Raw genomic sequence first — 24,232 nt, forward strand, 5'->3', positions numbered from 1 at the left:
TTTCTAACCAAAGTGTCCAGTTACATAGTCATTGGTAGACTGTAGCTTCGCATTTTGGAAAATGTTTGACGTTTTATCGTACTCAATTAAATCACCTAAGTAGAAAAATCCAGTGTAGTCACTTGCACGCGCAGCCTGTTGCATACTGTGGGTCACGATGATGATGGTAAAGTCCTTCTTCAACTCAAGCATAGTTTCCTCTAGCTGAGCTGTCGCAATCGGATCCAAGGCTGATGCCGGCTCATCCATTAAGAGGATGTCTGGTTTTACAGAAATAGCACGCGCGATACAGAGACGTTGCTGCTGACCACCTGAAAGCATCAAGGCTGACTTATGGAGGTCATCTTTGACCTGGTCCCAGAGGGCAGCCTGGCGAAGAGAGGTTTCTACAATATCATCAAGGACCTTCTTGTCCTTAACTCCTGCACGTTCATGTGCAAAGGTGATGTTGCGGTAGATTGATTTAGCAAATGGGTTTGGACGTTGAAAAACCATTCCAATATGTTTACGCATTTCATAAACATTGATTTCAGGGCGGTTAACGTCGATTCCCTGATAGAGAATTTGTCCTGTAACCTTAGCAATATCAATGGTATCATTCATACGATTGAGACTGCGTAGGTAGGTTGATTTCCCAGATCCCGACGGACCAATCAAGGCCGTAATTTTATTTTTTTCGAATTGCATATCCACGCCCTTGATGGATTCATTTTTACCGTAGTAAACATGTAAATCCTTCGTAGAGAGGGCCACTTTTTCTTCTGGAAAAGTAATGATATGCCTTTCATCCCAATTATATTTTGACATGGCTTCTCCTTTAGGCTGCGGTTAATTTCTTATGTAGATAGCTTCCGAGTTTACGTGCTCCAAAGTTAAAGATCAAGATAAAGATGAGGAGCACCGCAGCAGAACCTGCTGAAACCAAAGTTCCATCAGGAATAGTTCCTTCACTATTGACTTTCCAGATATGGACAGCCAAGGTTTCTGCTTGACGGAAGATTGAGATTGGACTACTTACGCTGAGAACATTCCAGTTAGACCAGTCAAGAGCTGGTGCAGATTGACCTGCTGTATAGATAAGGGCTGCAGCTTCACCAAAGATACGACCTGATGCAAGCACGATCCCCGTTACAATACCAGGTAGAGCTTCAGGAATCACGACATGAAGGACAGTTTCCCAACGAGAAAGTCCCAGCGCCAAACCAGCTTCACGTTGCGTATGGTGAACGTGTTTCAAACTATCTTCAACGTTACGAGTCATCTGTGGAAGATTAAAGACGGTCAAAGCCAAGGCACCTGAAATAATAGAAAATCCATACTCGAACTGGACTACAAAGATGAGGTAACCAAAGAGTCCCACAACTACGGATGGGAGCGAAGACAAGATTTCAATACAAGTTCGTACAAAATTTGTAATCCGACCTTTTTTTGCATACTCTGCTAGGAAAATTCCAGCCCCCATTGATAAAGGGACTGAGATAAATAAAGTAATCACCAAAAGGAAAAAGGAATTATAGAGCTGAATCCCAATACCACCACCTGCTTGATAGGAGGATGATTTTCCAGTCAAGAATGACCAAGAAACATGAGGTAAGCCTCGAACCAAGATATAAAGAATCAAGGAAGCTAGAATGGCCACAATGATTCCTGCGATGGTGTAGAGGACAGCTGTTGCAAGTTTATCTAATTTCTTAGCGTGCATAGTTTTTCTTTCCTCTCTCTTTTGTAATCAATTTAATCACACTGTTAAAGGCCAAGCTCATCAAAAGCAATACTAAGGCCAGTGACCAAAGAACATTATTATCAACAGTTTCCATAACGGTATTACCGATTCCCATGGTCAAAACAGATGTCAGAGTCGCTGCTGGTGTCGTCAATGAAGTTGGAACAACTGCTGAGTTACCAACAACCATCTGAATAGCCAGGGCTTCACCGAAAGCACGCGCCATACCAAAGACTACAGCCGTAAAAATACCTGAACGAGCAGCCTTCAAGGTTACACGCCAGATGGTTTGCCAACGAGTCGCTCCCATTGCTAAACTTGCTTCACGGTAGTGACGAGGAACCGCACGTAGGCTATCTGTTGTCATGAAGGTTACAGTCGGCAAAATCATAACAAAGAGAACAAAAATTCCTGATAAAATACCGAAACCTGTTCCACCAAAGACAGTACGTACAAATGGTACCACGACCTGCAAACCGATAAATCCATAAACTACTGAAGGAATCCCAACTAAGAGTTCAATAGCAGGTTGCAAAATCTTAGCTCCTTTTGGAGACACTTCTGTCATAAAGACTGCTGCACCAATGGCAAATGGTGTTGCAATAAGAGCTGACAGGATGGTAACAATAAAGGAACCTAAAATCATTGGAAGGGCACCAAATTGTTTACCTGACGGATTCCAAGTTGCACCAAAAAGAAAATCAAAGATATTCACACCATTAACAAAGAAGGTGGACAAACCTTTTTGGGCTACAAAGATCAAAATCATTGCAACAATAATAACAATCAAAGAAAGGCAGGCAAAGGTTAGCCCTTTTCCTAATTTCTCAAGACGAGAGTTTTTTGAAGGAGAGAGCAATTTTTTTGATAATTCTTCTTGATTCATTATTGGCTCCCTTCTAGCGCTGTCACAGTACCTGCAGCATCTTTTTCAACCTTCATTTCCTTGACAGAAATATAGCCCATTCCTTTTACGATTCCATTCTGAGCTTCGTCTGAAATGACAAAGTTTAGGAATTCGGCAACCAATTCATTTGGCTCACCAAGTGTATACATATGTTCATAAGACCACAAAGGCCAGTTATTCGTTGTAACGTTTTCTGAGATTGGCTCATAACCATTGAGTTTGATGGTCCCAACAGAATCATCAACATAAGCAAAGGCAAGGTATGAAATAGCACCCGGTGTTTGGGAAACGATGGACTTCACCATACCGTTAGAATCCTGCTCCTGACTTTGAACCGCTGACTGACCATTCATAATCACACTGTCAAAAGTCGCACGAGAACCTGAGCTCGCAGCACGGTTGATAATAGAAATAGCTAAATCCTTACCGCCGACTTCCTTCCAATTAGTGATTTCTCCTGTAAAAATTTTGCGAAGTTGTTCTGTCGTAAGATTATCAACATCTACTTCTTTGTTGATGATAACAGCTATTCCCGCAACAGCTACCTTGTGGTCAACTAAGGCCGTAGCATTGATTCCGTCTTTTTCCTCGGCAAATACATCCGAGTTACCGACGTCTACTGCTCCAGACTGGACTTGAGACAGACCTGTACCTGAACCACCGCCTTGAACATTGACTGTTTTACCAACGTGTGCGGACGCAAATTCATCTGCTGCCGCCTCGACTAAAGGTTGAAGGGCAGTTGAACCGACAGCCGTCATAGACTCCCCACGATCAATCCAACTTGCGCATCCTGCTAGCGAACCAGCAAGTAAAAGAGTTGCAAGAGAGATGGTGAGTTTTTTAAATTTTTTCACTATTTGTCTCCTTGAAAATAATGATGAATAGCTTGAATTTTTGCCCTTATTTTCTATTGTTCTCAGGGAAAATCCATACTTCCACTATAACATAGAATACTGTTTTTGACTAGTTTTTCACCTTAAACCTCAAACCCTTAGGGAAATAATTCTTTAAGGTATTTCCGGTTACTTTTGCAAAACCTAGACCATTTCCACCAACCAAAACTTGGTACCAACCATTTGGCAGAGTTTCAGCTAATTGGACCGTTTCACCAGCCACATATTTGACAAAGTCTTCTTGATGAATTTCGATTCCTTGCTTGACTTGGCTTGGTTTTAAAGCTAGGCCAAGAGCAAAACTTGGTTCAAAACGTTTCTTCTTAAAAGTCCCGAGATGAAGACCATTACGAGCAATTCTAAGTTTTCCTAAATCTGGTAGGATTTCTGGCAAGAGATAAAGCTGGTCTCCGAAAACTTGTAGAACACCGGTCAGTTTTTCATTAAGATGTTTTTTCTCAAAATCCTGCCATAAAGAAATCTGTTCACGAGATAGATTGGATTTAGAAGGTTTGAACTTCCCAGCTTGATTTTGTCCCTTAAACTGAAGATGGGCCACGAACTGACCTTCTCCCTTAAAGAGATGAGGGTACATTCTAGCTGTCTCAGGTTGGTTGATTCCTTGTGTCATACCATTTATATGTTCTACTGGAATGAGTTCAAAGTCATAATTATCCATGAGCCAGTTAATGATTTCTTCGTTTTCTTCTGGCGCCCAGGTACAAGTAGAATAGACAAGTTGACCTCCTTCAGCCAACATTGTAACAGCATCTGCTAAAATCTCACGTTGTAAACTAGCGCACTGACTAGGATAATCGACACTCCAATAATCCATAGCGTCAGGTTGTTTACGAAACATCCCTTCTCCTGAGCAAGGTGCATCTAAAACGATCAGGTCAAAATAGCCTTTAAAAACCTTGGCTAAACGGTCTGCTGATTCATTGGTCACAACGACATTAGTCGCACCAAAACGTTCCATATTTTCAACTAAAATCTTTGACCGTTTGCTTGAAATCTCATTTGAAACAAGAAGACCGTCTCCTGCAAGATAGGAGGCCAGTTGAGTGGATTTCCCACCGGGAGCCGCTGCCAAGTCTAAGACCTTCATTCCAGGTTTTGGCTGAGCTATTTGAGCGACCATTTGTGCGGCAGGTTCTTGTGAATAGACCAAGCCAGTTACATGTTCTGGTGATTTTCCTGAAACCTTCCCATAGTAGCCCCAGGGTGTGTTAGGAATAGGGTCAGAGAAAGTGCCTTGGGCTTCTTTTAAGGGATTGCTGCGAAAGGCTGAGATGGCCTCATCATCAAAAGAGGCAAGAAAAGCTCTTGCCTCATCTTCCAATATTGTTTCGTATTTTTTTACAAATCCATCTGGAAATTGCATGTAGGTTTATTTCCTTTCATAGATATAGGATTGAATCTCATCTTTCATCTCGACTGGCACCATCATAACGGCCTGTCGTGTTTGAAAATCGACTTCCTCACCAGCAATCGTAAAAACCTTATAACCCAAACTCTCACCTAGGATACTTGCAGCCGCATAATCCCAAGGTTGTAAATAAGTGATATAAGTTAAAAGTCGACCTGATAGCACCTTGGCAAAACTAATAGCGGCGCTGCCATAAACTCGTGTTCCAAGTGCAGCATTTCCCAAATCCGCTAAGCCCCATTCGTTAGTCGCTAGCATTCTAGAATTACCAGACACCAAAAATTCTCTCAAGGGTTTCTTTTTAAAGAGTGGTAAAGGTTCGTCATTGCGACAGGGCGGGAAGTCTCCTCCACCATGGTAACAATCACCTTTCATGACATCATAAATAATACCAAACTTACCAATACCATCCTCAAAATAGGCCAGCATAACGGCAAAATCTTCACCTTGTGCTACGAAGTTGTTGGTTCCATCAATAGGATCAATAATCCATACAGAACCTTGTCCTACTGCTGCACGCATGCAGCCTTCTTCTGCACAAAATAGATCATCTGGATAGCGAGAACGGATTTTTTTAATAAGTAAGTCTTGAACTTCTTTATCTAACTTAGTTACCAAATCTGTAGGGGAAGACTTTCTCTCAACATGGAGATCTTCTTTCATATGCTGGAGAATGTATTCCCCAGCTTCCCTGACAATTTCTTTGGCAAATGTAAATTTATTTTCCAAGTGAAATCTTCCCTTCTCCTTTTTCTTTGGCCAACTGGACTGCACGGTAGAAAGAGTATCCACTAACTGATTCAAACTCACGTCCCAAACGTTTTTCTTCGCTCTTGCTAGGCACAACTGACTTGAATACCTTGTAGGAATCTAATAGTTTCTTAGCATCTACCTGTGTCTCATAGGCAGCTTCAACATCATTAAAAAAAGAAAGCACTGAAGCAAGTTCTTCAGTGCTCCACGACAAATCTAGTGGGTAACTATACTGTTTATTCATCTAATTAATACCAGCTCTTAATGTAGCTTCTTTCAATTCTTGCTTACGGTAACTACGAGGAAGAAACGCACGAATCTCATCTTCATTAAAGCCAATCTGCATACGTTTATCATCAATGATAATAGGACGACGCAAAAGACTAGGGTATTGCTCAATTAAACTAAGCAACTCCGTCACCGAGATACTTTCCACATCGATATTTAACTTTTGGAAAATTTTTGAACGAGTTGAAATGATGTCATCGGTACCGTTTTCGGTCAAGGAAAGAATTTGTTGCAACTCTTTTCTTGATAAAGGACTGGTCATAATATTGTGCTCTTGGAAAGGCACCTTATGATTATCTAGCCAGGCCTTTGCCTTACGACATGATGTACAACTCGGTGATAAAAATAGTGTAATCATGCTATTCTCTTCTTTGCATACTTTTCTCACTCTATTATACAAAAAAATAAAGCGCTTGACTAGTTATTTCCGTAAAAAAACCTATTTTTTCAAGAAAAATAGGTTTTTCGCACATTCTTTTAAAACATTTTTATGCATTTATTCTTTTAATTGCCTGTTTTTCGACTTTTAAGATACATAAATCCAAAAATCAATTCATACAAGCAGAAAAATAGGAGAAAGGCATGCAAGAAAAAATTCTCTGGTAGGATGAGAATAACTGAATCTTTTGCAGGATCAAAAAGCCAGGTATCATCACCTACAAATAGAATCTGATGAAACAAGGTAAAGAATTGTTCAAAACCAATGAAGACACCAACTAAACCAAGAACCAAAGGTAAAGACAGCATAATCAAGAGACCTCTACGATAAAGAGATAGAAAACCTTTTTGAATGACCTGTTTCCAAAAAAAATAGAAAATCGGCAGCGTTACGATTGCTACTCCTTGAGCCAGATGGAACAATCCCTTGACAACCGCAAAATGATGAATTCCTGAGGCAGACGAAGGAAAATCTGGCATTGCCAATACTTGACTCAATGGATTGGTCAAATAATTCATCAACACATTAAAGTTATGTTGGATGGTCTGAGATTGGAAAGGAATACGGCTGGTCAGATTTAACCAAGAAATCTCCAGAGGGTAAACCAACCAAGCTAGATAAATGGTCAATAAAATGGCAAGGGAGAGAAGAAAGAGAAGACTCCCACCAAAAGTAAACTTAGTTTTCATCGAAATTCCACTCCGCAAGACTTGAGAGGACATGGGTTGGGGCGATTGGTAAATCAGCTACTTCTTCAGGTTTTGTAAACCCTGTCGTCACCAAAAGGCTCGGAATCCCATTGTCAATACCCGCTCGAATATCAGTCAGATAATTGTCCCCGACCATGACAATTTCTTGACGCTCAAGTCCTAAGTGTTCAACAGCCTTATCCATAATAATAGCGTTTGGCTTCCCAATGTAAACTGCTTTTACGCGAGTTGCTGCTTCGAGAAGAGTAATCAGTGAACCAGCACCAGGCAAAAGACCACGTTCAGTTGGAATATTTAAATCTGGGTTAGTACCGATAAAGTGAGCACCTTTATGGATAGCTAGGGTTGCCGTAGCAAATTTTTCATAGTCTACTTGCCAGTCTAGACCAACAACCACATAGGCTGGATTTTCTTTATCTTCCACGTAGCCTGCTGCTTGAATCGCTTCCTTAAGCCCTGCTTCTCCGATGACATAGACTGTCTTTTCAAGTCCTAGATCATTCATATAATCAATAGTCGCTAAGGTTGCAGTATAGATAGTTGATACAGGTGTGTCGATGTTAAACTGATTGGCTAACATCTCTTGGACACTTTCAGGTGTACGAGTGGTATTATTTGTTACAAAAAGATAGGGAATCTCTCTCTTTTGTAACTCGTGAACAAAAGCTTCTCCTGCTGGTATTCTATCTTTTCCCTTATAAATTGTTCCGTCTAAATCGATTAAATAGCCTTTATAAGTCATATATTTCCTTCTAATCTTTTTTAATTTCTTGCCAAGTTATCTTTGCCTGAGCATTGATGTCGCCATCACTTGTGACTTGGTGATTACTTTCTAGTCCATTCAATTCGTAACTAGAAGTAATCATACCACCTGGTCGAACTTCCTTGACATATTTGAGGTTGATTTTTTTAGGGATATGGTTGGTCAGAAAATCTGCTCCCATAACCTCAAAGATCCAATCTAGGTATTTGCTGTTATTGACATGCCCATTCATATCCAAGTCGTAAAAACGAACATGATAGTCCTTGCTGATTGCTTCTTCTAGCTCTTGGTATTTTGGTCCACGGATCAGTTTTTTAGAAAATTCAGATTGATAAGGGGCAACAATTTCTGGTTCTACAGGGTGGACCTTACGACTCTCACGATCCATGAGGACAAAGGTAGCTACCATGTGGATGATTTCTTGACCAGTTTCATCGTAAATGGTAAATCGGCGATAGCAAAAAAGACGGTTATAAGTCAAGGCTTCTGTTTCAATCGTAATCTCCTCAGCAAAACGAGGCAAACGAACCACATCGATGTCATAATCTGTGATAATCCAGACTAGATTGTACTGTTCTAAAACATCCTTGTCACTTACTCCCAGTTCAATTGACTGCATTCCTGATACCTGCAAAGATAACAAAATCACATCTGGTAGCTTGATATGACCGTTCATGTCAGCCATATCGAAAGGAATTTTCATCTTCATTTGATAAGTTAAGCCCATAATTCTACTCCAATATAAATCTTTCTGCTACTGTATCTCCTAAAAAGAGACCTTTTTTTGTCATTCGTATTTGTTGACCTTCTACTTGTAAAAGACCTTGATGACATAAATCTCTTACAACTTGACCATATAAATTTTCAAAAGATGTGCCAAATTTTTCTTCGAATCTTGCTTTTGAAACTCCTGTCTTCTTGCGAAGTCCAAGAAACATCTCTTCTTCCATTTGTTCCCTTAGACTCAGGTGTTCCTCATTGATGCGAGCATTGCCTTCTTCTACTGCCTTTAGATAATGGCGGATTGGCCCATGGTTTTTATAGCGAACACCGTTTACATAGCCAGACGCACCTGCACCTATACCATAATACTCAGCATTATCCCAGTACATAAGATTGTGACGACTTTCAAAGCCAGGTTTTGAAAAATTTGAAATTTCATAATGCTCAAAACCAGCACGCTCTAATTCAGCAATGATATATTCGAACATTTCAGCTTCTACTTCTTCTTTAGGAAGTGGTAATTTCCCACGACGCATACGATTCATAAAGACCGTATGGTTTTCTAGAATCAAACTATAAAGGCTCATATGAGGTATATCAAGAGCGATGGCCTTGGCAACATTGTCCTTGACCTGGTCCATAGTCTGACTTGGAAGAGCGTAAATCAAGTCAATAGAAATATTATCAAATCCTGCTAACTTGAGACGGTCAATATTTTCATAAATATCTTTCTCCAAATGACTACGACCAATCTTTTTCAGCATTTTGTCATCAAAGGTCTGCACACCCAATGAAACACGATTAACTGCTGAATCTTTCAAAACTGCAATCTTATCCTCATCCAAATCACCGGGATTAGCCTCAATTGTTAATTCTTCTAAAACAGACAAATCCAGATTCTTAGTCAAACCATCCAGCAAAACTTCTAATTGAGAAGCGGACAAGGCTGTCGGTGTCCCACCTCCAATATAAAGAGTACGCAACTTCTGAATATCATAAGAATGAAATTCTTGCAGTAGATGTTCTAGATAGGTGTCTACTGGTTGATTTTTAATAAAGACCTTTGAAAAGTCACAATAATAACAGATTTGTGTACAAAATGGAATGTGCACGTAAGCTGATGTTGGTTTCTTCTGCATAGTATTTATTATACCACAAAGACTTCCCTCAAGAAAAAAATCACCATTCCTGATTCTTTAGAAAATCAAGAATAGTGATTCTATTTTAGTCTTCTTCGATTTCGATGACAATTTCTTGACCATCTTCTTGGTCTTCAACAACTACTTTTTCTTCCAATTGTTCCTTGAGATTATTCAAGGTCTCTTTTGAAGCTTCAGTAGCTTGTTGAGCTAAAGATTTAGATTTTTCAAGAACTGAATCCAAGGTAATTTCGCCTGATTCTATTTGTTCCTTTGTTTTAAGAACAAATTCTTTGGTTTGATCTTTGACATCAGTCAGCTTTTCGCAGACTTGTTCTTTAGCGTATTCAGGGTCTTCTTTTAGATCTTCAATAAAGTCTTGTGCTTGACTAGTCACACGTTTCCCTTTTTCACTTGTTAGGAATAAGGCAACTGCAACACCAGAAACGGTTCCTAAAAGGATTGATGATAATTTACCCATGAGTTATCTCCTTTTTATTTTTTAAAAAATTTACTTGCAATACGAACGGCAGATAAGCCTGCACTAGTCTTTAATGTTTTTGAACCTGCAGATGATGCTTTTTTACTCAAGACACGAGCCTGCTCATTTAAGTCAGAGACAGAAACAGAAAGGTCTGCAACAGCTGTAAAGAGTGGATCAATGGTTGCAACTTTGACATTGATATCATCAGCAAGAACATTGACCTTTGCAAGCAGTTCGTTTGTGTGATGTAGAGTGACATTCACATCTGAAGTTAGCGTTTTAACAGTATTTTCAGTTTCATCGATTACACGACCAACTTTTTGAAGGGTTATAATCAAATAAACTAAGAATACAACCAAGGCAATTGCCACAATGATATAAGCAACTTCTAACATTTTAATTCTCCTTTTTTACATTATAAAATGATGCTTTTTTCCGATTTTGATAAACGATAATATAAATACCAAGTCCAATTAATAGAACAGACAACCACTGAGATACTCGAAGTCCAAAGAACATGAGACTATCTGTACGCATACCCTCAATAATCATACGTCCAAAACCATACCAAATTAAGTAAAAGGCTGTTATATGACCACGACGAATACCATTTAATCGGCGTCTAAAAATAATAATTAATGCAAAACCAATCAGGTTCCAGATAGATTCGTATAGGAAGGTTGGTTGACGATAAGAACCATCAATATACATCTGGTTCTTAATAAAACCAGGTAAGTAATCAAGATTTTCAACGGCTGCTCCGTAGGCTTCTTGGTTAAAGAAATTCCCCCAACGTCCTAGACTCTGAGCAATCATAACGCTCGGAGCTGCAATATCCAAGAAATCCCAGGTATTGATTAATTTACGGTCTGCGAAAATATAAAGTACAATCGCTCCGGTAATTAGACCGCCGTAAATAGCAAGACCACCATTCCAGACAGCAAATATCTCCCCTAAATGTTGGCTATAATAGTCAAATTTAAAAATAACATAGTAAAGTCTCGCGCCGATGATTGACAAAGGGAAAGCCACTAAGATAAAGTCCAGAATATCTTCTGATAAGATTTTCTTTTTAGGAGCTTCTTTACTTGCCAAATATACCGCTAAGATAAGGCCTGAAACGATACAAAGTGCATACCATCTAATGGCAAATGGACCTATTTGAAAAGCAACTGGATCAATCATTTTGCACCTCGTTCTTTTCAATTAATTTCGTCAATCTTTCTTCAAACAGACGCGTCGCATCAAAGCCCATGTCTTTTGCACGATAATTCATAGCTGCCGCCTCGATAACAACAGAAATATTGCGCCCTGTTTTAACTGGGATGCGGATACGTGGAATGGTAACTCCAGAAACTTCTAGTTCTTCAGCATTATTTCCTAAGCGATCAAAGGTCTTATTTGTATCATAATTTTCCAAATAAACAGCTAGCTGAACTTGTGAAGAATCCTTAACGGCACTGGCACCGTATAGACTCATGACATCGATGATCCCTACTCCACGAATTTCGATCAGATGTTTCAAGATTTCAGCAGGTTCACCCCAGAGAGTCATTTCATCCTTAGAATAGATATCTACCCGATCGTCTGCTACCAAACGGTGACCACGTTTAACTAGTTCTAAACCTGTCTCACTCTTACCGATTCCACTATCACCTTGAATCAAAACACCCATACCATAGATATCCATTAGGACCCCATGTACACTTGTACGTTCCGCTAAACGTGAATCAAGATAGCTAGATAGTTCTCCAGACAAACGACTGGTTGCTGTACGACTAGTTAAAATCGCAATTTTACATTCTCTAGCAGCCTTCAACATTTCCTCTGGAACCACCAAACCACGGGCAACGATGACCGCAGGTGTTTCTGGTAGGAACATTTTTTTCAAAACAGTATAACGGTTGTGAGAAGACATACTGATCAGATAAGACCATTCCTTCATCCCCAACAATTGAATACGCTCTGGAGTATAGTAATCAAAATAGCCTGTCATTTCAAGACCAGGTCGCGTTATATCTGCAGTATTAATTTCCTTTTCAAGTAATTCAGGCTCCCCATAGACAATGTCTAATCTAAGCTTCTCAATTACTTCTTTTACTGAAACCGACATATATTTCTCCTTAAATCGAGTTCTCTTACTATTATATCAGATTGTCGGAATAAGTTTATATTTTTTACAGTCTTTACGCTATTTATTTGACTGATAATATTTGAACCATACAAAAAGGGACTAGACAATGAAATATTGCCTAATCCCTTCTAATTTTTTAACAGTTTAATTAAATCATAAATAATGGACTTTAGTTATCTTTTTTCTTTAAGCCCAATACTCCAAGACCAGCTACCAAGAGTGCTACACCTGTTGCAAACAATGATTCTTTAGAACCTGTATTTGGTAATTCTTTTTTAGGTTCAACTGTTGTAGACGTAGTCTCAGGTTTTGTTTCTTCAGTTGTTTTGCCTGAAGTTGTTTCTTCGCTTGATTTACCTGGAGTTGTCTCACCTGTTGTTGTAGTCGTTGTTGACTCAGCTGTTGTTGTAGTGGTTGTTGGCTCTTGGGTTGTTGTGGTTGTTGTAGTTTGCCCAACTGTCGTTGTAGTCGTGGTTGTTGTTGGCTCTTGGGTTGTTGTAGTCGTGGTTGTTGTTGGCTCTTCTGTTGTTGTCGTGGTAGTTGTAGTACTAGTTGTTGTCGTAGTTTGTTCAACTTTTTTATACCAGTGGATACGATTTCCTTCACGATCTTTTTCTGTTTTTACAAACTCATAACCATCAATAGTAGCTGGATCTTTCCAACCCTTATCCTGTGGTTTAAGATTTTCTTTTGTATCGATATCTTTGTAGTCTGTGACAAGCGTATCAAGAACTAATTGTGCACCTGCAGAGTCATTAATGATACGGTAAATATAGATACCCTTTGAATCTTTCCCATCAATAGTTGCCGTAGCTACTTTCGAAACATCATATTGCATTTTTTCAAGATCAATCTTAGATTTATCGATGATATTAATACGGTTTTGACCAACACCGAAGAATACACCTAATTCTTTTGGAACATCTCCTGAAATCATTTCCATTGTTATTTTCTTTTCAGAGATAGAAGTTACTTTGAATGTTGGCTCAACACCTGTCGGGAATACATATGCACCATATTTATTGACTTCATATGTACTATATACAGGCAAGATAAATCTTGAAGTAAAAGTATCTCCAACTTTGAGTGCAGTATCACCACTTGTTTTCCACTCAATTCCTGAAGCATCGTTGAATTCTAGTTCAACAGTTGAACCAACTTTCATACCTTCACTTCCACGAACTTGGAATTCTGTATATGTTTCATATGAACCATCAGCCTTGAACTTAATTGTATTTCCAGAAGGTGGCATGTTAATTGAGTTTGTATCGGTTGCAAATTGTTCTACTTTCGGAATATCTACTGTACTTGTCACAGAAGAAGACCCCACTTTAATCACTTGGTTTAAAGTGTAGTCTTTATTTGCGATTACAGCTCCATTATAAGCGTTATCTGATTTAATTTGGAACTTGACTTGTTTCAATACATCTGGTTTTTCAGCTTCAATAGCTTTCGTAAATGTAATTTTTAATGTCGCGCGTGTTGATTCCAATTGAGCTTGTCGCATTTGAGCTGTATCGTTTGAACCTTGACGTGCTTTATTGACGTTTTCAAACGAAACAATTGAAATTTTACCAATTGTCTTACCTTCGTAAGTGACATCCTTGCCATTTAGTTGATTTAAGACAGCGACGTTTTCTAATGTAACTGTAACATAGTCGCCTTCTTTCACATCATCATCTGTAATTGAAAAAGAAAGGTCTACATCTGTATAGTATTCATAATATTTAATGTCATGATTTTTTATAGTACCAGTCACTTGTGCATTTACTTCTTTAGCAGCACGTGCTGGAGTTTCTGTAGCTGTTGTTGCTTCTGCACTTGTTGCTGATTCAGCAGTTGTTGTCGCTTCTGCAACAGTTGTTGCTTCAGCACTTGTTGTAGAAATTTGCTCAGCTGTCGTTGTTTCTTCAGCAGTGATGATTTCTTGACTTTGAAGAGTGGCCAAAAGCACACCTGTAGACAATAAAGTGATTAATAATTTTCCAAACCTTTTCTGGTTTTTCATCCCCATTTACCTCCGTGTAAAATTACACTATTTCAGCATAATTTTACTCTATTTTTCAATTAAAATCAACTAAAACGAATGATTATTTTAAATGCCAAATAAAAGTAAATAGAGTTATAATATTCAGTTATTACACCCTTAAGTTTGATTTTTATCCAATTCCTAAATAATCATTGAAACATGTAAAATTATTCGGGTCTTAAGAATACAAAAAAGACTAGACAAGTCTAGCCTTTCACTTCAATTAGAATTTTTTACGTTTACGAGCTGCTTCTGATTTACGTTTACGTTTTACAGAAGGTTTTTCATAGAATTCACGTTTGCGTGTTTCTTGAAGAGTACCAGCTTTAGTAACCGCACGTTTGAAACGACGAAGTGCATCGTCAAGAGATTCATTCTTACGTACTACTGTTTTAGACATTTTTTTCACTCCCTTCAAGTTCAAGATCTATTCTATTTTACATGCATAATGAATAAATGTCAAGGGGAAGCCTACATTTATTCCTATTTTCCAGTTTATTAATTACTTTCTTACCTATACTTTATCAAATCATACAACTTTGTTACTGCTTGTTCAAAAGATTCAATATATTCCCAATATTCATCAGGAAGATTTGAAATCTTACTCAAGTCATTGCTATCAAAATGATATACCAGATGACGAAGAATTTGATTTTCAATAAAATGCAAATCCCTCAGCTGATCTATACTAATAGAATCGATCTTTTCTACGTAGTGACATAAATCAGCCAGCGACTGCCTATCAAATACTTTTTCCTCGTGTAAATAATAGAGAAAGCTTTGGTTTTCAGCCTTTTTATTATCTTCTATCAAATTCCTATTCTTCGTATTCATTCTGATTCCTCCTGTAAAAGATTTTAAAAAAGCTACTTTTTAACAAATCCTTTACGAATTTTATAAAGGATCCACGATCCCTTTCTTTGACTAGTTACGAGCTCAAAGCCTACTGATAACAAGAATCGTCTAAATGCTTCTTCGCTTTGAACCTCTGGTAAAAAGTAAGATAACTTGTTATATTCACAAGCCAGTAAGAGCATCCCGTCTGATTTGAGTATTCTTCGAATTTCCATAAAAGAAGCCTCTAGATTCTGCCAATGAAAATGAGTTTGAAAGGCTGTGATTAAATCAACACTTTCATCAGAAAAACCTGTCTCCCTAACGTCTCTTCGTTCAAAATTTAGATTAGTCATCTCTATCTGTTTGGCTTGAGCTATTGCGGTATCTGAAATATCGATTCCAGTTATAGTACTTTGCGGAAAAGTTTCTTTCAGTAGGATGGTTGAACGGCCGTTCCCAACTCCTACATCTAAGATTACAGGGTAAAATGTCCTATCCAGATGACGAATTGCCCATACAAACATGGGGAGATAGGCTCTATTCCACAATTTCATCATTCGTTTTCCTAGAATACCTGAAGGGTTCTTTGATTGCTGAATGAGACGATAAAACAGTAACATTAAAAGTAAAAAACAAATAAAACCGATTATATAAATCAAAGTTCGAACCTCCTTTATATAGCTATATTATACCACTTTAGCAGGATAGTGAACATTTGAAGTAAAAAACCACTCACTACAAAGAGCAAGTGGTTGTGAATTTATTTTTCAAGCAGGCTGAGTGCTCCAGCATCCGCAATAATAGTTACATCTGGATGGTTCTGCAAACTACTTGCTGGAAGACTTTCAGTAACTGGACCTTCAACAGTTCCAGCGATAGCTTCTGCTTTTGACTCTCCATAAGCAAATAGAAGGATAGACTTAGCGTCTAAAATGTTCTTAATGCCCATTGAGATAGCTTGTGTTGGTACATCTTCAATCTTATCAAAGAAGCGAGCATTTGCTTCAATAGTAGACTGATCAAGATCTACAAGGTGTGTTTGACTATCAAATGGAGTTCCTGGCTCATTAAATCCAATATGTCCATTTCGGCCAATTCCCAAGATTTGTAAATCTACTGGATGATCTGCAAGAATTTGATTATAACGTTCTACTTCTTCTTCTGCATTATCTTTTACACCACGCGGTAAAAAGCTTTCTTTGAATGGCTTTTTATTGAATAGATTTTCTTGCATAAAGTAACGATAAGATTGTGGGTTATCTCCATCAAGACCTACATATTCATCCAAGTTAACACTTGTAAGATTTGAAAAATCAAGGTCACTCTTAACGATTTCTCCATAAAACTCAAGTGGACTGCTACCTGTCGCAAGTCCTAATGTTTGAGCACCGTTTGCTAACTTTTCTTTTAAAATTTCAAAAGCTACTTTTCCACCTTCTTCAGGATTTTTTACTTGAATAACTTTCATAATTGTTCCTCCATATTTCTTTATTTCATTATATGGTATAGACCAATTTTTGTCAAGTGAAAACGGTTTAATATTTTAAATTTTATAGGAGAATGTTAAAAAAAAGAGAAGACTAAACTAGTCTTCTCTTTTTAAATTGTCAGAATGAATTAGTCTTCTTTTTTCTTTCTTGACAAAGCATAACCGGCAGTAGCTAAACCAATAAGTGCTGAATAAGTCATGAATGATTGTTCAACTGAACCAGTATTTGGCAATGATTTCTTAGATGATTCTGGTTTTGGTTCTGGCTTAGGCTCTGGTTTTGGTTCTGGCTTAGGCTCTGGTTTTGGTTCTGGCTTAGGCTCTGGTTTTGGTTCTGGCTTAGGCTCTGGTTTTGGTTCTGGCTTAGGCTCTGGTTTTGGTTCTGGCTTAGGCTCTGGTTTTGGTTCTGGCTTAGGCTCTGGTTTTGGTTCTGGCTTAGGCTCTGGTTTTGGTTCTGGCTTAGGCTCTGGTTTTGGTTCTGGCTTAGGCTCTGGTTTTGGTTCTGGCTTAGGCTCTGGTTTTGGTTCTGGCTTAGGCTCTGGTTTTGGTTCTGGCTTAGGCTCTGGTTTAGGCTCTGGTTTTGGTTCTGGCTTAGGCTCTGGTTTTGGTTCTGGCTTAGGCTCTGGTTTTGGTTCTGGCTTAGGCTCTGGCTTAGGTTGTGGTTTTTCATTTTCCTTGATAAGCACAACATTTTTATTCCATTCAACAACTGGTTTTTCTGTTTCTTTCTTAACAGGATCCTTCAGCAACTCAGGTGCTTCCGGTTTAACCGGTTCACTTGGTAAGACAGGTACAGTTTTATATTCTGGTTCTGTCGGTGGAACTGGTTTTTCTTTAACAGTTGGTACTTCTGTCAATTCTGGTTTTTCAGGTTTAACTGGAGGTGTTGGTTCTGTCGGTTTAACTGGCTCTTCACCTGGATCTTGAGGGAAGCCAACGTTTGAGTTGATAGAGAACCAATAGATAGTTGCTTCGCCTGTTGCGTTAGCACCTTTTGCTGTAAATTCAAGATGACCATCTTTCAAAATAACAGCAGCACCACCATAGTAAAGGTAAGGGCTCGTAGGATCATCCCAACCCTTAGTTTGACTTGAAGAGTCTGCATTAAATGTAGCACCTTGATCCATGTATTGGTTTTGTTCTTTAGCAGATACTTCTTTTGTAGATGAATCTTGGTCTACACTTGAATTTGGAAGTTTAATAAACTCTTTGTCACCAATGTTTACAGACTCAACGTGAGGAGTATCTTGGTGTTTCATTTTTGGTGTGTATCTCAAAACACCTGATGTAGCGTCTACAGTGTAAGAACCGATAACATCTGATTTATCACCAAATGTGTAATCTTCAGTACCAACTGAGTGACCATTTCCGCCACCAGATGCGTTCACTGTTGTAGCATCAACTGTTGTTTCTTCAGTTACTTTGAAGGCATCATCAACCCATGTTGCTTTTTGAGCAACAATTTTCAAAGGATTATCAGCATTGATATCAACTTCTGCACTACCGAAGTCAGCTTTACCGCTTTTCACAACAACGTTTGCACCATCGAGTTTTGGTTCAGTTCCATCTGAATATGGATCCCAAGTTCCACGAACTGTATTGCCTTCGCTATCTTTAGCTTCAACAACTAGAGGACGAGGTTTGTCATTTTCAACATAAGATGCACCATTCCAGTGGTTAAGTGAGTTAAGGGCAAGGATTGCATTGTGTTGTGACAAATCAATTAATTGGTCATTTTCATCGTAAAACTCAATGTCAACACCAACAGTTACTGGGTTTTCAGTATCTGTTGAGCTACCAATTGTCATTGTAACTGCTGGATCGTTATAAATTTGAACGATTCCTTTTCCATCTGATGATGGAAGGCTCTTCACTTCGTATTTATAAACAACTTTTGCAATACGTTTTTCTTCGCTACCTTTTACAATTTTAGCTTGAGTAAGTCCTGTGTATGTCACATCAAATTTGTCTCCGACTTTTACAACTCCCCACTCAATTTCATTGTTGGCATATGGATTTGTAGTTGTCAAATCAGAATCTTGAAGATTCTTTGTTTCATACATTTTTGTAGCTTTCCCATCGCCGTACATACGAGAATGACCTTCTTTTGTCAAGTAAGTTGTTAATCCAGTTGTTTGGTGTGTGATTTTAGTTGTTTCGCCATCAGCAAGTTCTTCAGAGAGGAATGTCAAATCTTGTTTGTATTTCTCAGGATTTCCACCACGCTCTGCAACCATCTTATTGAAGGCATCTTTAGCATCATCGTATTGTGCTTTTTTCTTGTTGTAAATTTCAAGTTCAATCAAGTAAGCAGCTTGCGCTTCATCATAAACAGCTTTTTTAGTCTTGTATTCAGCTAATTTAGCTTCATAATCTGCTTGAGCTAATTTATTACTTTCAGTAGCTTCTTGATTTGCTTTTACAGATGCATTATATGCTGCAAGAGCTGTGTTATATTCTTCAAGCGCTTTTTCATAAGCAACACGTGCTTCTTCATTACTTTTTTCTACTGCTGTTTTTTCTGCTGTTTTTTCAGTCAATTCTTTTTCGTAAGCAGTAAGTTTTTCGTTGTAAGCTGCAAGCTCTTTATCGTAGTTTGCTTGTGTAGCAGCATTTTTAGCATCAACTTCAGCTTTTTCTTTTTCGTAAGCTTCTTGATTTGCTGCCACTTCAGCTTTATAATCAGCTACAGTTTTATTAATATCAGTAACTTGTTTTTCGTAATCTTTAGCAGCAGCTTCCTCAGAATCTTGCTTTTTAGTCTCAGTTTCTTTAACTTCAAGACCTTCATTTGTGGCAGCAGTTTTAGCTTCTTCCAACTTCTCTGGAGCCGCAACTTCTTTTGTTTCTTCTCCAGCTACTGTTGTAGTTGAAGTAACAGGTGTAGTTGCTGATGAAGTTTCATCGGCAGATACTGTAGCAATACCTGCAACAGCAATCACTGTTGCAACTGCAACAGAACCAAAGGCAACTGAGGTTTTTCTCAAGGCATATTTAATCGTTTTATTATTCTTTAACGATGACATGACAAACTCCTTTTTAAATGGTTTTTTTATGCTTCTCAAGCAAAAAGAATTTTTGTTCTTCGAAGTCAGAAAAATCGTAACAAAAATAATTTAAAAAGTCAAGTATTTTTATATATTTTTTTCAAACTTTTTTCACTTTATTTTTAGGGGTTTTTTTAGGGGTTTTTCATTTTGATTTCAAAAAATTTACGTTTTTGTTGACATTTTCCTATGATATGTCGTATAATTTCAACTAACAAAATTTAATGATTGGGGGATATAATGAAATCTTCAAATAACTTTTCTCAAGAAAAAGGTCACGGCTATTTCCGTAAGCGGAATAAAGTACTTGTATCTATGATTACGGTCTTTGGTTCTTTAATGTTAAGTTCTGTTGCTATGGCAGATGAAGTTGCTTCAACTACAACTTTATCTACAAACGTAACTACATCAAGTCAACCAGCCACTAGTACTGAGACCACTAGTGAGCAACCTACTACAACAACTAGTGAGGAAACCCCAAAGACTTCTTCAAGCGAAGAGACATCAACTTTGCCTCAAACTTCAAGTACAACTGAACCCACAACGGCTAGTACTTCATCTACAACAAGCACTTATAACACTCCAAAAATCCAAAACGATGTAACATTTAACAAGGCTACATATAAAAGTGGTGAGGATGTTAGCATCTCAATCAATAATCCTAACGTAACTTCATCTGATTTGACAGTATCTCATTTAGACAAAGTCATTTATGAGTTGAAGAATGCTCCAGGAAATTCACTTGTCATTCCAAACTCTGTCTTCTCTCCAAATTCTGGTTATCTCATTGACATCATTGGAAAGAATGCTGATGGAAAACAAGAACTTCACAAAGTAGCTGGTCTATCAGTCGAAGATGATTGGACTGTATATCCACGTTATGGTGTTGTTGCAGGTTCAAAAGACAATCACAATTCAATCACAAAAGATCAAGTAGAAGGATATAAAAATAGTATTGACCAATTGGCCAATATGCACATCAATAACTACTTCTTCTATGACGTTTATAATACACCTGCAAACCCATTCCCAGCTAATGTTGAACGATTCACTCAAGATTGGGCTACTTTCTTGATTCCGAAAGATGAAACAGATCCCGAAAAACGTAAAACATACTTACCGGTTATTGACACAGAAGCTGTAAAAGAGTTGGTTTCTCATGTCCATTCAACTGGTGCTAAAGCTATGCTTTATAATATGATTTACGCTGTGTCTCTTGATGAAAAAATCCCAGACCAAGTAAAAAGTGCGATCGTACGCAACTTGCAAGATCACTTCAACTTTGGAAAGACTGGTGATATTACAGCAACAGACATCCAACAATTTCTAGATCCAGGAGATCCAAACTGGCAAAACTTTATCATCAATGTGATGTTAAAAGCCATGAAAGAAGGCGGCTTCGATGGTTGGCAAGGAGACACTATGGGGACTAACTTGGTTGAAAAAGTTAACGAACCTGGAAAAGCTTTCTCTTTAAGTGAAAACTATCCAAAACTAGCCGCAGCTGCAACAGAGGCCCTCAAAAAAGAAGGCTATGACTTCATGATCAACGATATCTCTACTGGAGATGCTGATCGATTAGGAAAAACCAATGTCTCTGCACCTTACGCGGAAGTTTGGGGAGATAGCATCGCCTATGATTCTACCTACCAAGCCTTAACACGCTTGACTGAGCGTATGCGAGATTTATACAACGGAAAATCTCCAATTATCGCTGCTTATACACACCGTGAACAACATGCAGCAAAACTCAGCAAAGACAATGAATTACTAACAGATGCAATTATTGCAGCAAGTGGAGGTTATCATATGACCACTGCTGCTCTCAATACATCTCAAGATGAAAAAGGTTTTGGTGTTATTCAGGCTGAATGGTACCTCAATCAAAACTTACCAGTCAATGCTGATTTTGCGAATGCAGAATTCAACTACCAAGAATTCATCGTTGCTTATCAGGAACTCCTTCGTGGGCGCGAAACCTTAGCACATGATACTCGTCGTATTGGAGACAATACAAATGTTCTTGTAAATGGTAACTTTATCGGTTCTAATCTTGATAATTCAGATGGTGTTCGACCAGGCACTGTCTATACCATCACAAAAGAAACTAAAACTGGTGACCGAATTGCTCATTTAATTAATTTAGTTGGAATTACTGAAAACAAATGGAATAGTGCTGTTAATTCCACTACCAAACTGACTAACATCCAAGCCTTTGTTCCACTTGGAAAAATCACAAAAGATCAGGCCGAACATGCGAATATCTATTGGGCTACCCCAGATGCTGTAGAAGGAAAGTATAATATTAAACTTCGTGAAACTACTGCCAACGTATATTACGATAGCGGTGCGGGACAATGGATGGCTGCAATTGATGTTCCTAGCCTTGATGTGTGGGATATGCTCTATGTCAAACTCAATGAGGTTGCCCGTGTAATTTATCAAGATGAAACTGGTAAAGAACTGGAACGTTCAAAAGACTTTGTTGGTCATACTGGTGAAAAAATTGACTACTCAACAAAAGATACGATTGCTAAATATTTGAAGCAAGGTTATAAACTAGTTGAGAACGAATTTGATAAAAATGGACAAGCAAAATTTGACCGAGATGCTTCAAACATTAATGGTGATGGCGTACAAGAATTCATTGTTCGCTTTGCTCCAAAAATCGTAGATTTTTCTGAGACACAGCCAATTCAAGTTGGTCAAGTTGTTCCAGGAGATACTGATGGCAGCCTCTATCCAACTCCTAAAGCTCCAAATGGAAAATCTATTAGTGATCTCAATCATTTATCTGAAACAGTGACTCGTACCATCACATATGTGATTGAAGATAAGAATGGACACAATCGTCAAGAAGCTGGCATCACTTCAAAAACAGATAGTTTAAGCTTTAGCCGCAAAGGAACTATCAATTTGGTAACTGGAGAAACTACACTTGAAGATTGGGAACCTAAAGACGGCACTACTTTCGCAGATTATGAAAATCCAGTCAAAAATGGATATGTTGTGGTATCTGAGGAATCAAATGCAACAATCACTCCTGATCTTAAGAAATCTGGAACTCACACTGGAATCCTAGCTGAATCAGATGACATTTCTGATATTGTTGTCTACCGACCAGTCGGTGTTTATACAATTAGTTATGCATCAGGAAAAGAACCATCAAATGCTATTAAAGAGATTCCATATTTAAATGATTCTTCTAATCCAACTGCTATTTCAGCGCCAACTGCAACTTTACCATATATTGAAGGGTTAGAACCAAAAGATGCAACTGGAAAAATCTTAACCTTTGTAGATCCACTTGATGAAACTAAGGGTTACCTTCTTCCGACTGCAACTTCTGCTACTAATGATACATCAATTACTTATACAATTTCTCAAGGATCAGTGACGGTACAATTCCTCATTATAGGTAGTGATACCGAATTACAAGACTCTCAAACAGTTTCTGAAAACGCAGACTTTGGTACGAACTATACTACAGATGCACCAAAAGTAATTACAAAAGACGGTCTAGTCTATAATTTAGTTAGTCATCGTGAGGGTTCTGCTGATGTTTCAGGAACAGTATCTAAGGGAAATAAAACAGTAATTTATGACTACAAACTTGCTTTAGGAAATGTAATAGCACGATTTGTCCTTCAAAACACCACAACTGAATTGCAACCAGCTATCGTTATTGCTTCAAATGCAGATAACGGTTCTGCCTACATTGCTGTTGCACCGGACGAAATTTCTTATAATGGTCAAACATACGAACGTATTAGCAGTGCACAACAATCAGGCCAAGTCGGAGTAGGAACTACAGATCTGATTTTTGAATACAAAGTCAAAGAATTACCAACTCCTCAACCTCAACCTCAACCTCAACCTCAACCTAAACCTAAACCTCAACCTCAACCTCAGCCTAAACCTCAACCTCAGCCTAAACCTCAACCTCAACCTCAACCTCAACCTCAGCCTAAACCTCAGCCTAAACCTCAGCCTAAACCTCAACCTCAACCTCAACCTCAGCCTAAACCTCAGCCTAAACCTCAGCCTAAACCTCAACCTCAACCTCAACCTCAGCCTAAACCTCAGCCTAAACCTCAGCCTAAACCTCAACCTCAACCTCAACCTCAGCCTAAACCTCAAACTCAAACTCAAACTCAAGTTCAACCTCAAACTCAAGTTCAAGTTCAAGGTTCTGAACGCCAAAAAGAGTCAATACAATCAGAAAGAACTTTGATTAAACCTGGTAGTCAGCTACCTGCAACAGGAGAGCAAAATTCCCAATTAGCATATCTTGGATTTGCTTTTCTCACTGGATTTGCAGGTCTTGTCGGTTATAAAAAGAAACAAGATTAAACTACTATAATTTTAAAAACCCAAGGAATAAGTCCTCGGGTTTTTTTAAGAAAATAACAAAGAGGCCTTGCTCTTACGAGCAAAGCCTC

At 38.3% G+C, this 24,232-nt stretch carries 23 protein-coding genes; 1 reads left to right on the plus strand and 22 read right to left on the minus strand.

Annotation, left to right across the window (positions count from 1 at the left end; translation table 11 throughout):
• Positions 1-3 precede the first annotated feature (3 nt).
• The 22 genes from pstB to ACVAMZ_RS05975 form a co-directional block, all read right to left on the minus strand.
• Positions 4-807, minus strand: a complete 804-nt coding sequence (pstB, locus tag ACVAMZ_RS05870; protein WP_461684306.1) for a phosphate ABC transporter ATP-binding protein PstB — start codon at positions 805-807, stop codon at positions 4-6.
• A gap of 10 nt (positions 808-817) precedes the next feature.
• Positions 818-1,702, minus strand: coding sequence for a phosphate ABC transporter permease PstA (pstA, locus tag ACVAMZ_RS05875; RefSeq protein ID WP_461684307.1), 885 nt, complete (start codon positions 1,700-1,702; stop codon positions 818-820).
• Complete coding sequence (gene pstC, locus ACVAMZ_RS05880) at positions 1,692-2,609, minus strand: phosphate ABC transporter permease subunit PstC (RefSeq protein ID WP_461684308.1); 918 nt, start codon at positions 2,607-2,609, stop codon at positions 1,692-1,694. Before pstC ends, pstA begins: the two co-directional genes overlap by 11 nt.
• Complete coding sequence (locus ACVAMZ_RS05885) at positions 2,609-3,487, minus strand: phosphate ABC transporter substrate-binding protein PstS (RefSeq protein WP_461684309.1); 879 nt, start codon at positions 3,485-3,487, stop codon at positions 2,609-2,611. Before ACVAMZ_RS05885 ends, pstC begins: the two co-directional genes overlap by 1 nt.
• Before the next feature lie 109 nt (positions 3,488-3,596).
• Positions 3,597-4,910, minus strand: coding sequence for an RsmF rRNA methyltransferase first C-terminal domain-containing protein (locus ACVAMZ_RS05890; RefSeq protein ID WP_461684310.1), 1,314 nt, complete (start codon positions 4,908-4,910; stop codon positions 3,597-3,599).
• A 6-nt stretch (positions 4,911-4,916) separates the two neighbouring features.
• Entirely contained in the window at positions 4,917-5,684 is a 768-nt protein-coding gene (locus tag ACVAMZ_RS05895) for an inositol monophosphatase family protein (protein ID WP_461684311.1), read from the minus strand.
• Positions 5,674-5,952 (minus strand): UPF0223 family protein, encoded by a 279-nt coding sequence (locus ACVAMZ_RS05900; protein ID WP_004252549.1) that lies wholly within the window; start codon positions 5,950-5,952, stop codon positions 5,674-5,676. The genes ACVAMZ_RS05895 and ACVAMZ_RS05900 overlap by 11 nt, the downstream gene beginning before the upstream one ends.
• Positions 5,953-6,354 (minus strand): Spx/MgsR family RNA polymerase-binding regulatory protein, encoded by a 402-nt coding sequence (locus ACVAMZ_RS05905; RefSeq protein ID WP_373115371.1) that lies wholly within the window; start codon positions 6,352-6,354, stop codon positions 5,953-5,955.
• A gap of 146 nt (positions 6,355-6,500) precedes the next feature.
• On the minus strand, positions 6,501-7,124 hold the full coding sequence (locus tag ACVAMZ_RS05910) for a TIGR01906 family membrane protein (RefSeq protein ID WP_461684312.1): 624 nt from the start codon (positions 7,122-7,124) through the stop codon (positions 6,501-6,503).
• Positions 7,114-7,887, minus strand: a complete 774-nt coding sequence (locus ACVAMZ_RS05915) for a TIGR01457 family HAD-type hydrolase (protein WP_414257231.1) — start codon at positions 7,885-7,887, stop codon at positions 7,114-7,116. The genes ACVAMZ_RS05910 and ACVAMZ_RS05915 overlap by 11 nt, the downstream gene beginning before the upstream one ends.
• 10 nt (positions 7,888-7,897) lie before the next feature.
• Positions 7,898-8,635, minus strand: a complete 738-nt coding sequence (locus ACVAMZ_RS05920) for an acyl-ACP thioesterase domain-containing protein (protein ID WP_461684313.1) — start codon at positions 8,633-8,635, stop codon at positions 7,898-7,900.
• Positions 8,636-8,639: 4 nt separating this feature from the next.
• The gene (hemW, locus tag ACVAMZ_RS05925) at positions 8,640-9,770 is read right to left on the minus strand and encodes a radical SAM family heme chaperone HemW (protein ID WP_414277949.1); all 1,131 of its coding nucleotides are present in this window, start codon (positions 9,768-9,770) and stop codon (positions 8,640-8,642) included.
• Positions 9,771-9,855: 85 nt separating this feature from the next.
• The gene (locus ACVAMZ_RS05930; RefSeq protein WP_414277950.1) at positions 9,856-10,251 is read right to left on the minus strand and encodes a YtxH domain-containing protein; all 396 of its coding nucleotides are present in this window, start codon (positions 10,249-10,251) and stop codon (positions 9,856-9,858) included.
• Between the two features lie 14 nt (positions 10,252-10,265).
• The gene (locus ACVAMZ_RS05935; RefSeq protein ID WP_414253492.1) at positions 10,266-10,649 is read right to left on the minus strand and encodes a DUF948 domain-containing protein; all 384 of its coding nucleotides are present in this window, start codon (positions 10,647-10,649) and stop codon (positions 10,266-10,268) included.
• 1 nt (position 10,650) lies between these two features.
• The gene (gene lgt, locus ACVAMZ_RS05940; RefSeq protein ID WP_414277952.1) at positions 10,651-11,439 is read right to left on the minus strand and encodes a prolipoprotein diacylglyceryl transferase; all 789 of its coding nucleotides are present in this window, start codon (positions 11,437-11,439) and stop codon (positions 10,651-10,653) included.
• Positions 11,432-12,367 (minus strand): HPr(Ser) kinase/phosphatase, encoded by a 936-nt coding sequence (hprK, locus tag ACVAMZ_RS05945; protein ID WP_074324899.1) that lies wholly within the window; start codon positions 12,365-12,367, stop codon positions 11,432-11,434. Before hprK ends, lgt begins: the two co-directional genes overlap by 8 nt.
• 190 nt (positions 12,368-12,557) lie before the next feature.
• Positions 12,558-14,396 carry an LPXTG cell wall anchor domain-containing protein gene (locus ACVAMZ_RS05950; protein WP_461684314.1) on the minus strand — a complete coding sequence of 613 codons (1,839 nt, stop codon included), beginning with the start codon at positions 14,394-14,396 and terminating at the stop codon, positions 12,558-12,560.
• Between the two features lie 244 nt (positions 14,397-14,640).
• Positions 14,641-14,817 carry a 30S ribosomal protein S21 gene (gene rpsU / locus ACVAMZ_RS05955; protein WP_000048054.1) on the minus strand — a complete coding sequence of 59 codons (177 nt, stop codon included), beginning with the start codon at positions 14,815-14,817 and terminating at the stop codon, positions 14,641-14,643.
• 110 nt (positions 14,818-14,927) lie between these two features.
• On the minus strand, positions 14,928-15,251 hold the full coding sequence (locus tag ACVAMZ_RS05960; RefSeq protein WP_320693568.1) for a hypothetical protein: 324 nt from the start codon (positions 15,249-15,251) through the stop codon (positions 14,928-14,930).
• 32 nt (positions 15,252-15,283) lie between these two features.
• A complete protein-coding gene (locus tag ACVAMZ_RS05965; RefSeq protein ID WP_049495523.1) occupies positions 15,284-15,913 on the minus strand; it encodes a class I SAM-dependent methyltransferase in 630 nt (209 codons plus the stop codon).
• 101 nt (positions 15,914-16,014) lie between these two features.
• Complete coding sequence (locus tag ACVAMZ_RS05970; RefSeq protein ID WP_049495524.1) at positions 16,015-16,722, minus strand: glucosamine-6-phosphate deaminase; 708 nt, start codon at positions 16,720-16,722, stop codon at positions 16,015-16,017.
• 149 nt (positions 16,723-16,871) lie between these two features.
• Entirely contained in the window at positions 16,872-19,769 is a 2,898-nt protein-coding gene (locus tag ACVAMZ_RS05975; RefSeq protein WP_461684315.1) for an LPXTG cell wall anchor domain-containing protein, read from the minus strand.
• A 261-nt stretch (positions 19,770-20,030) separates the two neighbouring features.
• On the opposite strand from ACVAMZ_RS05975, the gene ACVAMZ_RS05980 reads away from it, so the two are divergent.
• The gene (locus ACVAMZ_RS05980; RefSeq protein WP_461684316.1) at positions 20,031-24,143 is read left to right on the plus strand and encodes a glycoside hydrolase family 66 protein; all 4,113 of its coding nucleotides are present in this window, start codon (positions 20,031-20,033) and stop codon (positions 24,141-24,143) included.
• Positions 24,144-24,232 lie beyond the last annotated feature (89 nt).

Source organism: Streptococcus sp. KHUD_017, from assembly GCF_054861245.1.

Bases quoted from the DNA above. Each gene is read 5' to 3' on its own strand.
- ACVAMZ_RS05960 (WP_320693568.1), bottom strand. From the start codon at position 15,251: ATGAATACGAAGAATAGGAATTTGATAGAAGATAATAAAAAGGCTGAA.
- rpsU (WP_000048054.1), bottom strand. From the start codon at position 14,817: ATGTCTAAAACAGTAGTACGTAAGAATGAATCTCTTGACGATGCACTT.
- ACVAMZ_RS05950 (WP_461684314.1), bottom strand. From the start codon at position 14,396: ATGAAAAACCAGAAAAGGTTTGGAAAATTATTAATCACTTTATTGTCT.
- hprK (WP_074324899.1), bottom strand. From the start codon at position 12,367: ATGTCGGTTTCAGTAAAAGAAGTAATTGAGAAGCTTAGATTAGACATT.
- ACVAMZ_RS05910 (WP_461684312.1), bottom strand. From the start codon at position 7,124: ATGAAAACTAAGTTTACTTTTGGTGGGAGTCTTCTCTTTCTTCTCTCC.
- pstA (WP_461684307.1), bottom strand. From the start codon at position 1,702: ATGCACGCTAAGAAATTAGATAAACTTGCAACAGCTGTCCTCTACACC.
- ACVAMZ_RS05980 (WP_461684316.1), top strand. From the start codon at position 20,031: ATGAAATCTTCAAATAACTTTTCTCAAGAAAAAGGTCACGGCTATTTC.
- ACVAMZ_RS05890 (WP_461684310.1), bottom strand. From the start codon at position 4,910: ATGCAATTTCCAGATGGATTTGTAAAAAAATACGAAACAATATTGGAA.
- ACVAMZ_RS05920 (WP_461684313.1), bottom strand. From the start codon at position 8,635: ATGGGCTTAACTTATCAAATGAAGATGAAAATTCCTTTCGATATGGCT.
- hemW (WP_414277949.1), bottom strand. From the start codon at position 9,770: ATGCAGAAGAAACCAACATCAGCTTACGTGCACATTCCATTTTGTACA.
- lgt (WP_414277952.1), bottom strand. From the start codon at position 11,439: ATGATTGATCCAGTTGCTTTTCAAATAGGTCCATTTGCCATTAGATGG.
- ACVAMZ_RS05970 (WP_049495524.1), bottom strand. From the start codon at position 16,722: ATGAAAGTTATTCAAGTAAAAAATCCTGAAGAAGGTGGAAAAGTAGCT.
- ACVAMZ_RS05915 (WP_414257231.1), bottom strand. From the start codon at position 7,887: ATGACTTATAAAGGCTATTTAATCGATTTAGACGGAACAATTTATAAG.
- ACVAMZ_RS05975 (WP_461684315.1), bottom strand. From the start codon at position 19,769: ATGTCATCGTTAAAGAATAATAAAACGATTAAATATGCCTTGAGAAAA.
- pstB (WP_461684306.1), bottom strand. From the start codon at position 807: ATGTCAAAATATAATTGGGATGAAAGGCATATCATTACTTTTCCAGAA.
- ACVAMZ_RS05905 (WP_373115371.1), bottom strand. From the start codon at position 6,354: ATGATTACACTATTTTTATCACCGAGTTGTACATCATGTCGTAAGGCA.
- ACVAMZ_RS05935 (WP_414253492.1), bottom strand. From the start codon at position 10,649: ATGTTAGAAGTTGCTTATATCATTGTGGCAATTGCCTTGGTTGTATTC.
- pstC (WP_461684308.1), bottom strand. From the start codon at position 2,609: ATGAATCAAGAAGAATTATCAAAAAAATTGCTCTCTCCTTCAAAAAAC.
- ACVAMZ_RS05930 (WP_414277950.1), bottom strand. From the start codon at position 10,251: ATGGGTAAATTATCATCAATCCTTTTAGGAACCGTTTCTGGTGTTGCA.
- ACVAMZ_RS05900 (WP_004252549.1), bottom strand. From the start codon at position 5,952: ATGAATAAACAGTATAGTTACCCACTAGATTTGTCGTGGAGCACTGAA.